Annotated in this window: 8 protein-coding genes and 1 pseudogene; 8 read left to right on the top strand and 1 reads right to left on the bottom strand. The window is 74.2% G+C overall.

The window, feature by feature from the left end:
* From ACFCZ1_RS35825 to ACFCZ1_RS35805, 5 genes are all read left to right on the top strand, one after another.
* The coding region (locus tag ACFCZ1_RS35825) for a thioesterase domain-containing protein (protein ID WP_376682478.1) at nt 1-1,333 on the top strand (1,333 nt) is incomplete at its 5' end.
* Nucleotides 1,334-2,087: 754 nt separating this feature from the next.
* Nucleotides 2,088-3,458 carry an MFS transporter gene (locus tag ACFCZ1_RS35820; protein ID WP_376682477.1) on the top strand — a complete coding sequence of 457 codons (1,371 nt, stop codon included), beginning with the start codon at nt 2,088-2,090 and terminating at the stop codon, nt 3,456-3,458.
* Between the two features lie 112 nt (nt 3,459-3,570).
* Complete coding sequence (locus ACFCZ1_RS35815; protein ID WP_376682476.1) at nt 3,571-4,530, top strand: GNAT family N-acetyltransferase; 960 nt, start codon at nt 3,571-3,573, stop codon at nt 4,528-4,530.
* Nucleotides 4,531-4,649: 119 nt separating this feature from the next.
* Complete coding sequence (locus ACFCZ1_RS35810; protein WP_376682475.1) at nt 4,650-5,579, top strand: hypothetical protein; 930 nt, start codon at nt 4,650-4,652, stop codon at nt 5,577-5,579.
* 186 nt (nt 5,580-5,765) lie between these two features.
* Nucleotides 5,766-6,104, top strand: coding sequence for a hypothetical protein (locus ACFCZ1_RS35805; protein ID WP_376682474.1), 339 nt, complete (start codon nt 5,766-5,768; stop codon nt 6,102-6,104).
* 95 nt (nt 6,105-6,199) lie between these two features.
* On the opposite strand, the gene ACFCZ1_RS35800 is transcribed toward ACFCZ1_RS35805, so the two are convergent.
* Nucleotides 6,200-6,790: an Imm21 family immunity protein gene (locus tag ACFCZ1_RS35800; protein WP_376682473.1), complete on the bottom strand. Its 591-nt coding sequence runs from the start codon at nt 6,788-6,790 to the stop codon at nt 6,200-6,202.
* Between the two features lie 71 nt (nt 6,791-6,861).
* On the opposite strand from ACFCZ1_RS35800, the gene ACFCZ1_RS35795 reads away from it, so the two are divergent.
* From ACFCZ1_RS35795 to ACFCZ1_RS35785, 3 genes and pseudogenes are all read left to right on the top strand, one after another.
* Nucleotides 6,862-7,560 (top strand): cytochrome P450, encoded by a 699-nt coding sequence (locus tag ACFCZ1_RS35795; RefSeq protein WP_376682472.1) that lies wholly within the window; start codon nt 6,862-6,864, stop codon nt 7,558-7,560.
* A gap of 562 nt (nt 7,561-8,122) precedes the next feature.
* Nucleotides 8,123-9,058, top strand: coding sequence for a class I SAM-dependent methyltransferase (locus ACFCZ1_RS35790; protein ID WP_376682471.1), 936 nt, complete (start codon nt 8,123-8,125; stop codon nt 9,056-9,058).
* Nucleotides 9,059-9,271: 213 nt separating this feature from the next.
* Nucleotides 9,272-9,490, top strand: a pseudogene (locus ACFCZ1_RS35785) (cytochrome P450); the annotation flags it as partial.
* Between the last annotated feature and the right edge of the window lie 10 nt (nt 9,491-9,500).

Genomic DNA, 9,500 nt, shown 5'->3' with positions numbered 1-9,500 from the left:
CGTGCTGCTGCGCGAGGACAACCCCGGCGACCAGCGCCTGGTCGCCTACCTCGTCCCCACCACCGACACCGCCACCGGCACCGCCACCGGCACCGCCACCGGCACCGTTCTCGATCCGGCCGAACTGCGCGCGCACGCCGCCGCCCACCTGCCGGCCTACCTCGTCCCCTCCGCCCTGGTCCTCCTCGACACCCTCCCCCTCACCCCCAACGGCAAGCTCGACCGCCGCGCCCTCCCCGCCCCCAGCACGGCCACCACCCCCACCCGGGCCCCCCGCACCCCCCAGGAAGAAGTCCTCTGCGGCCTCTTCGCCACCACCCTCGCCGTCGACCACATCGGAATCGACGACAACTTCTTCGACCTCGGCGGCCACTCCCTGCTCGCCGCCCGGCTCACCGCTCGGGTCCGCGAGGAACTGGGCGTCCAGATCGGCCTGCGAGCCCTGTTCGAGACCCCGACCGTGGCCCTGCTGGCCGAACGGATCAACGCCGAGGGCGGTACCGAATCCTCCGACGGGCTCGGTCAGTTGCTGCCGCTGCGTACCGGAGGCACCCGTCCGCCGTTGTTCGCCGTGCACCCCGGAGGCGGCCTCGGCTGGTGCTACTCCGGCCTGGCCCGCCACCTGGACCGCGACCGGCCGCTGTTCGCCCTGCAGGCCCGCGGGCTCGACGGCGAGGGTGAACTGCCCGGCTCCGTGGCTGAGATGGCGGCCGGCTACCTGCGGCTGATCCGCGAGGTGCAGCCCGTGGGCCCGTACCACCTGCTCGGCTGGTCCTTCGGCGGCACGGTGGCCCACGAGCTGGCCCGCCAACTCCAGGAGGCGGGCGAGGAGGTGGCTCTGCTGGCGATGCTCGACTCGCACCCCACCGGACGCTTCCGGCACGCCGGGCGGCCCAGCGAGGCGGAGATCCTGTCGCTGGCAGTGGACGGACTCGACCTCGACGAGCTGGAAGCGCTCGCCGCCACGGCGGCGGACGGCGCGGACGTCCTGGGCGACGGTCTCCCCGGCGCCGACGCCGTGCTGGAGCTGCTGCGGGAGCGCGGCAGCGTGCTGGGCGGGCTGGACCCGGCGGCACTGGGCCGGCTGGTGAAGGTGACCGCCAACAACATCGCACTGGCCCAGGGCGAGCAGCCGGGCCGCTATCGGGGCCCCGTGCTCTTCTTCGAGGCCCTGCCGGGCCGGGGCGCCGACGGTACCCCGCTGGCCGAGCTGTGGGCCGCGCACGTGGACGGGCCGGTGGAGAACCACCCGCTGGACATCCCGCACAGCCGCTTCACCACCCCGGAGGCCCTGGCCCAGATCGGCCCGGTCCTCGCCGCCCACCTGCGCTGACCGGGTTCACAGGGGGTGGTGCGCCCGACCCCGGCGCCGGACGGACGCACCACCCCGGCGCCGCGCCGCACCACCCCGCACCACCCCGGACCGATCCGGCCCAAGCCGGCCCGGCCCGGCGCGACCCGATCCGGCCCGACCGACCCGACCGACCCGATCCGATCGGGCCCAGCCCGACCGGCGTGGCCCGACCCGACTGGCCCGACCCGACTGGCCCGACCCGACTGGCCCGACCCGACTGGCGTGGCCCGACTGGCGTGGCCCGACCGGGCCCGACCAGTCCAGTCCGGCTCCAGCGGATCCCGCTCGGCCCCGCCTGGCCCGGCCCGATCCGGCGCGACCTGATCCGGCGCGACCTGATCCTGCCCGACCTGAACGCTGCCGCTGCCGCTGCCGCTGCCGCTGCCGCTGCCGCTGCCCCGAACCCGAGCCCGCCGCTGCCCCGAACCCGAGCCCGACCCGTCCCGCCTCCCGCCCCGACCTGAACCGGGCCCCGGCCGCGGCTCCCGCCCCGACCTGAACCCGGCCCCGCCCCGGCCTGAACCCGGCCCCGCCCCGGCCTGAACCCGGCCCCGCCCCGGCCTGAACCCGGCCCCGCCCCGGCCTGAACCCGGCCGCGGCTCCCGCCCCGTCCCGGCCCCGCCCCCAGTTCCCGCCACGCCCCCGCCCCTGTGTCGTCCTCTCCCGCCGCAGCCTCCGAACGGAGCCCTTCCATGCCTCTGTCCCTCGCCCCGCCGCCCCTCGCGGGCCCGTCATGACCACCTTCGTGCTCGTCTGGGCGGGCCGGCTCGTCACCGCACTCGGATCCAGCATCTCCGGCTTCGCCCTCGGCCTGTGGATCTACCAACAGACCGGCTCCGTAACGCAGTTCGCCACCAGCCTGCTACTCGGCTTCGCCCCGGGCATGCTGGCGGCCCCGGTCGCCGGGGTCCTGGTGGACCGCTACCGGCGCCGCACCGTGCTGCTCTGCGCGGACGCGGCGGCCATGCTCGCGGCCGTGGCCATGGCAACCTCCCAGGCGACCGGGCACCTGGCCGTCTGGCAGGTGTACGCGGTCATCATCGTGGAGTCCTGTTGCGCGGCCTTCCAGTGGCCGGCGCTCGCCGCCGCCGTCACCGGCATGGTGCGGCCCGAACAGCGCGGCCGGGCCAGCGCGATGACCCAGACCGCCCTGGCCGGGGCCCAGTTGCTCGGTCCGATGCTCGCCGCCGTCCTGCTCGGCGCGGGCGGGCTGCGCGCCGTCCTGGTGGTCGACGTCGTCTCGTTCGCGCTGGGGCTGCTCACCCTGCTGCTCGCCCGTTTCCCCGAGTCGACGGGCCGCCCGGAGCATACCGCCAGCCCCAGGGAACGCCCGGGCTGGCGGGCCGAGCTGACCGAAGGGCGACGGCTGCTCACCGGACAACCCGGACTGAAACACCTGCTCCGCGTGGTCACCGTCCTCAACGCGGCCGAGGCCACCGCCACGGCCCTGCTGCTGCCCCTGGTCCTGGCCGCCACCCCCGAGGCCGAGCAGAACGCCGCGGTGGCCATGGTCAGCACCGCCGGGGGGCTGGGCCTGGCGATCAGCAGTGTCGCCATGTCCATCTGGTCCACCCCGCGCCGCCCGTTGCCCTGGGTCACCGCGGCCACCCTGGTCAGCGGGGTCGCGGTCCTGCTGGCCGGATTCTTCCCGCGCCCGGCCCTCCTGGCCGTGGCCGCCTTCACGTTCTTCCTCGGCCTGCCGGTGGTCACCAGCTGCGCCCAAGTGCTCTGGCAGTCCGCCGTGGCCGCCGAGGCACAGGGCCGGGTCTTCGCCCTGCGCCGCATGTTCACCCAGGGCGGCACCCTGCTCGGCTACCTGCTGGCCGGACCGCTCGCCTCGCAGGTCTTCAGCCCGCTGGTGGACCCCGGCGGACCGTTCGCCGCAACCCTCGGCCGGCTCCTCGGCACGGCCCGGGACCGCGGCAGTGCCCTGCTGCTCTGCTGCACCGGCCTGATCCTGGCCGCTACGGCCCTGGCCGGGCGCCGGCACAAGATCACCGCCCTGCCCCCGCCGCCCGCCGAGAGCCCGTCACCCGTCGAACGGGAGAGCGTGCCCAGCGCGGCCGCGCCCGCGGTCGCAACGGGCCCCCGAACGGGTCCCTGAGGGACACCCCGGCCGACCCGTCATCCGGCCGCGCGCACCCTGCATACCCTCGGTGGTGATCGACCTGCCCCGATCGGGCCGCGCCGCCCCCAACCACCGATCCGGAGTCAATGTGATCTTCCGTCCCACCACAGCGTCCGACCTCGACCGCTTCCTCCCGCTCATCGTCACCGACGCGGCCGGCGGGATGACGGCCGACACGTACACGGCTCGGCTCTCCGCCGGTGAGTACCGCCCCGACTGGACCTGGATCGCCGAGGACGCCGCCGGCGGCACGCCGCTGGCCCTCGCCGTCTGGTGGGGCGACCCGGACGAGGACCTGCCCGGCGCCCTCGACGGCGTGTTCGTCCGCGACTCGGTCCGGTCCGGCGCCGAACGCACCACCCTGGCAGCCGGGTTGCTCTCCGCCGCGCACGCGGCCTACGCCGGGGCCGGTGCGAGCGCCGCGCCGGAGTACCACCTCTCCCTCCCCGGTGACTGGCGCGACCGGCCCGACACGGTCGCGGCCGTGTCGTGGCGGCAGGAGGCCGCCCGGCGCGCCGGTCTCACGGTGCTCGTGGAACGGCTGCGCTACGAGTGGACACCAGGGACCGGTCTCCCGGAGCGCACCGGCCGTCTGCTCTTCGCCGCCGAGCCCGACGACGAGGTCTTCGTCGACCTGTTCCGCCGGGTCCTGACGGACACCCTCGACGAGGCCTCCCGGAAGGAGGCCGAGAGCATCGGCCCCGAGGCCCAGGCCCGCGAGGACGTCGCGTTCTACCGCGACACCATGCCCGGGGAGCGGTCCTGGTGGCGGGTCGCCCGGACCCCCGAGGGCGAGCCCGTCGGCTTCGGCCTCCCCTCCCGCAACCACGCCTTCCCCGTGGTCGGGTACCTGGGCGTGCTGCCGGAGCACCGGGGCCGTGGATACGCGGACGAGATCCTGGCCGAGATCACCCGGATCCTGGTGTCCGAAACCGATCCGGAGAAGGTCCGCGCCGACACCGACCTGGCGAACGCGCCGATGGCCGCGGCCTTCGAACGCGTGGGGTACCGCAACGACGCCCGCCGCCTGGTGCTGTCCGCCCACTGAGTGCGCCGGGCCGGCCCGTGGCAGATGGGCGGCGGCCGAGATCGTGCGTCTATCCGGTGAATATCCCCCCTCGCTTCCATGGGCTCCACGAAGAACCCCGTGGAGAAGGACAACCGAAAATGAGCACCGAAGAGTTGACCGCCGCTTCGACCGAGGCCGAGGCCCGGGCCGCGTTCCTGTCCCGGGCCGGCGGCCCGGCTCTCGGTGCACGCACGTTGCTGGACCGGGCGGCCGAGCTGCTGCCCGGTGTGGTCGACGCCACCTCAGACGTCGAGACGGCACTCAGCGAGCTGGCCGCCCATGCGGCGATCCGCCCCGCATCCGCCGCATCCGCCGTACCGGCCGCACCGGCCGCATCCGCCGCATCCGCCGCACCGGCCGTGCCCGCCGCACCCGTGGCCTGGGGCCTCGACCTCGTCACGGGGGCGCTGCGCCGGGTGCCCGTACCCGCCTCCGGCTCCCCGGTGGGCGTCGCGGCGGGCCTGACCTGGGTGAGCGCCCTCGAATCGGGGCTCGCCCAGCACTGTGAGGCGCTCCTCGCCCGCCGCGTCGGGGCGCCCGGAACCCGTGTGCCCAGGCTGTGCCTCGCCGGGGAGGGCCACGCAGTCCCCGGCGCGCTGCTGCGCGCCCTGGACGCCGAGGGCGAGCCCGTCGCGCATGACCTGTCCGCTCTGCTCTCTCTGCCCGCCTGCGCCGTCGGGATCGCCCGGCGCACGGAACCGGCGCCGGAACGGGGCCCGGCCCCGGAGCGGGACACTGTCGTCGCCACGGGGTCGACCCTGGCCGTTGCCGTGCGCACTGCCGTGGAGCGCGCCCTGTCCAGCCGCCGCGCCCGCGCGGCGGGACGCTCCGTCCCGCACGCGTTCCCCGCCATCGGCCGGGAACGGGAGACCGACGCTCCCCGGCTGCCTCCCTCCGCCCAGTGGTCCCACCCCCTGGACGCCCTGCACTCCCAGGGCCACAGCCCGGTCGCGGTACTGCTGGACCACGACCCCCGGGTGAGCGAGGTGCTGCCCTACCTGGTGCGGATCGTGCTGTCGGCGAAGTAGCCGCCGAGCCGCCGGAGCGGCCCGGGACGCCGGTCCGGAAGGGCGCGGGGGCATGGTCGCCTACCACCGTCGAAGACGGTGCACACGACGAGCGCAGCCACGTGACTGAAAACGTGATCTCCGATTGCGGCCGTTGTCGGGCGCGCTGAGACTGGTTCCGCGTCTGATCCGTCGAGCAACGAGTAGATGATCGGAGTGGACATGTCCGCGAATGGCTTCGCATGTGCAGCTGGTGCCCAGGACTTCACCGCCACCGAGTACCGAGACGACAAGAGGAAGCGCTGGGTCACCGTCAAGGGCACGTGTTCGTGTCAAACCCCGGGCTACACACTGACGTTGGAACTTACGAGCCCACCGTTCTCCCCGGACGAACTGCACCTGGACCTGACCGAAGACGCGCCCGACGGGCTCGTCACCCAAGTCATCACGCCCACGAGCGTGGAAGGCACGTTCGAGATCAGCGACGAAGTCGAGCGGGTCGTGATCCGCAACCGGAACTTCAGCGTACCGATCAAAGAGGGCTGAAGAGCTGAGTCAGCCTCACGTTCGGTCCCGGCCAGTTCGCACTCGGTCCTGTCGTCGAAGTAGCGCCGGGCCAGGCGCTACTTCGACGACGGGGCCTAGGACTGGCCGATCGGCAGGAGCTGGACCAGGCCGACCCAGTTGTCCTCGTCCACCTTGGTGTGGACGGCGCGGACCCTCCAGTGGCCGGCGGGCAGCGGAACCGGCGCCTGCGCGGGCAGCCCCCCGCCGGGATACTCGACGTCCAGTCCGGCACCCGCCTCGGCGGAGTCCATGAGCACGGCCGGGCCGTCCGTCACCCACGCGCCGCACTCCTCCCACCTGGTGGCGGGATCGGAGAGGACGGCCTCGGCCGCGGCCTTCAGCCCGGCCGCGGAGTCGGCGGCCAGCCAGCGCAGGAAGGCGCGGTGCTCGGGCAGGAAGCAGCTGGTGGAGGGTTCGTCCCCCAGGACCAACGCCTGCGCACCGCCCTCACCCACCGCGATCGCAGCGGCCAGATCGACCACCGCGCAGGCCCTGTCGTAGTCGTCCTCAGCGGTTTCGTCTCCTGCGGTCATCCCGCTGTCCGTGCACCCGTGCCATGCGTCCAGCGCCGAGACGGGAACGACGATCAGTGGGCCGCCGAAAGACTTCACCCAGCCGGGGGAGCCGGGGGAACCAGCGCCCGCAGTGGAAGAGGAAGAACTCATGGTGCCAGTGTGCCCCCGGCCACTGACATTGCGGCCTGTCGCCCAGCGCATCGATTCCCTTGCAGTGCGTGATGCCCGCATCCGCCCGCGATCCCGCCGCCGTCGAGCAGTGGCGGGCCGGGGGAGGGGAGCTCGTCGAGCTGTTCGCCCAGGCCCGCCAACGGCTCGGCGGCGTCGGCGCGTTCCGGCTCGGACCGCGCCCGACCGTCCTGGTCACCGCCCCCGAGGCCGTGCAGCACGTGCTCGCGCTCCATCCCGACCGGTACGTGCAGCGCTCGCACCGCGCCCGGCTGCTGATCGGCGACGGAGTACTGGCCGCGACGGGCGGGGCGTGGCAGCGGCGGCTACTGCAGTCCCCGTTCACGGGTCCGGGAATGCGCCGCTACGAGCAGCGGATCGCCGGGGCCGCCCTGACCACCCCGGCGCGCTGGGCCGGGTACGCCCGCACCGGGCAGGTCCTCGACGTCGGCGACGAGATGCGCCGCTTCGCCCTGGACACCATCCGGCGCGCCCTCACCGGACATCCCCTCGACCCCGCGACGGAGCGCGAACTGGCCGCCGTGCCCGCCGTGGTGGCCGCGCTGCCCAGCCTGCCCGCCGACGGCGCCGCCGCCCAAGGGGCGGTAGCCGCCGAGCTGGCCGCCATCGACGCCGTGGCGAGCCGCGCCATCGCCGCCGCCGGCGAGTGCGGGCCGGACCCGACGGCCCGGGCCTGCTGCACGTCCTGCTCGACGCGGCCGGAACGCGCCCCGAGTACACCGACCGGCTGATCCGCGACGAACCGGTCACCTTGCCGGTCGCCGGTCACGAGACCACCGCCACCCCCCTGACCCGGTGCTACCTCCCGCTGGACCGAAAGCCGCGGGCCCGGCAGCAGGCTCGGCGCCGGCGCATAAGGCTCCCCGGGCGACGGCAGGCCCTCCGGGCGTTCGTCCACGAGAGCCGCGCCTCTACCCGTCCGCCTGGATGCTGCCGCGCTGCGCTGCGCAGGACGACGTCCTCGCCGGGTGCGGGGTCGCGGCCGGCACCGGCGTGCTGGTCTGCCCGTACCTCAGGCACCGGGAGCCCGGCCCCCGGCAAGACCCGGGGCGGTTCGATCCGACGGGCGCCTGGCGGCGATCGTCCGGACGACGATCGGTACCACGATCGAGCGATCACGAACCGAGGAAGACAGGATTTGACGCCCACTGAGCGCACGGGGTGCGCCGGGGCAGGAATCACAGGTCGATCCCGCTCACGTCTCGTCACACGTCCGCCCAGGGCTTAGGGTTCCGTTACCTGGCCGGGTATCAGCGTGAAAACCGATGCCACTCCGCTGGAGGATGACTCTCTGTGTCGCACGTTTCACAAGCTTCCGTCACGACCCCCGACGGTGAGCCGGCCCCGCTCGTCCCCACCACGTACGGCGAGGTCAAAGGGTGGTTCTCGGCGTACGACCAGGTGCTCTTCGACTGGTTCCTGACACGTCAGAACAGCGGTGAGGGGCAGCCGGGCGACCTGCTGGAGCTCGGTGCCTTCATGGGGAAGAGCGCGATCTTCCTCGGACGGTACCTCCGGCCCGGTGAGGAGTTCACCGTCTGCGACCTCTTCGACTCGCCCGCGACGGACGACTTCAACGTCGCGGAGAACCGCAGCTCCTACCCCACGCTCACGCGGCGCGGCTTCGAGACGAACTACCTGGCCTTCCACGAGGCGCTGCCGACACTGATCCAAGCCCCCACCTCGGTCGTCGCCGACCGGGTCAAGCCGACGAGCTGCCGATTCGTGCACGTCGACGCCTCGCACCTCTACGAGCACGTCGTCACGGACATCGCGTCCTCGCGTCTCGTCGCGACCCCGGATGCCGTGGTGGTCTTCGACGATTACCGCTCCGAGCACTGCCCCGGCGTCGCGGCCGCCGTCTGGACCGCCGTGGTCACGGGCGAACTGCACCCCGTGTGCGTCTCGGCCTCAAAGCTCTACGCAACCTGGGGCGACCCGGCGCCCCACCAGGCGGCACTGCTCGCGTGGCTGGAGGAGCGCACCGACCTCTGGCACGGCGTGGACGTGATCGACGGCCGCCCCCTGGTACGCATCGGGGACCAGGGCGTGGTCGCGCCGGTGCCCCCGCAGCCGCTACACCCCGCGCCGGAGGCGGAACCGGCGCCGGTCCCCGCTCCCGCCGCCGCGCGCAGGCCCGGTGCCCGCTGGCGCAAGCTGGCCAAGGACCTGCTCCCGCCCGTGGTCACCCGCGCGATCGTCGCCCGGAACCGCCGTCGCAGGGGCTGACATCGAATGAGCTGACACCACACCCCCGGACCGGATCCGGTCCGGGGGAGGTGCGGCGCATGCGTGTCAGACGCCCCGGCGTACCCGGGCCGCGCGGCGGGCCTCGGCCTGCTGCCGGGCCTCCAGCGTCTTGCGGGACTCCTTGCCCCGGGCGACGGCAGGCCCTCCGGGCGCTCGTCCACGAGACGCTGCGCCTCTACCAGCCTTCGCCTGATGCTGCCGCGCTGCGCGGCGCAGGCCGACGTCCTCGCCGGGTACGGGGTCGCGGTCGGCACCGGCGTGCTGGTCTGCCCGTACCTCAGGCACCGGGAGCCCGGCCTCCGGCAAGACCCGGGGCGGTTCGATCCGGAGCGCTTCGCCACCCCCGGACGGCGACCCGCTCACCCGGGAAGCCACCTCCCGTTCGGCATCGGGCCCCGGGCCTGCCTCGGCCCGCAGCTCG

The sequence above is a fragment of the Streptomyces sp. NPDC056224 genome (assembly GCF_042267665.1).
In the GTDB taxonomy this organism is placed as follows: domain Bacteria; phylum Actinomycetota; class Actinomycetes; order Streptomycetales; family Streptomycetaceae; genus Streptomyces.
Note: the sequence above shows the minus strand (reverse complement) of the source record. Positions and strands in the feature narration are given on the sequence as shown.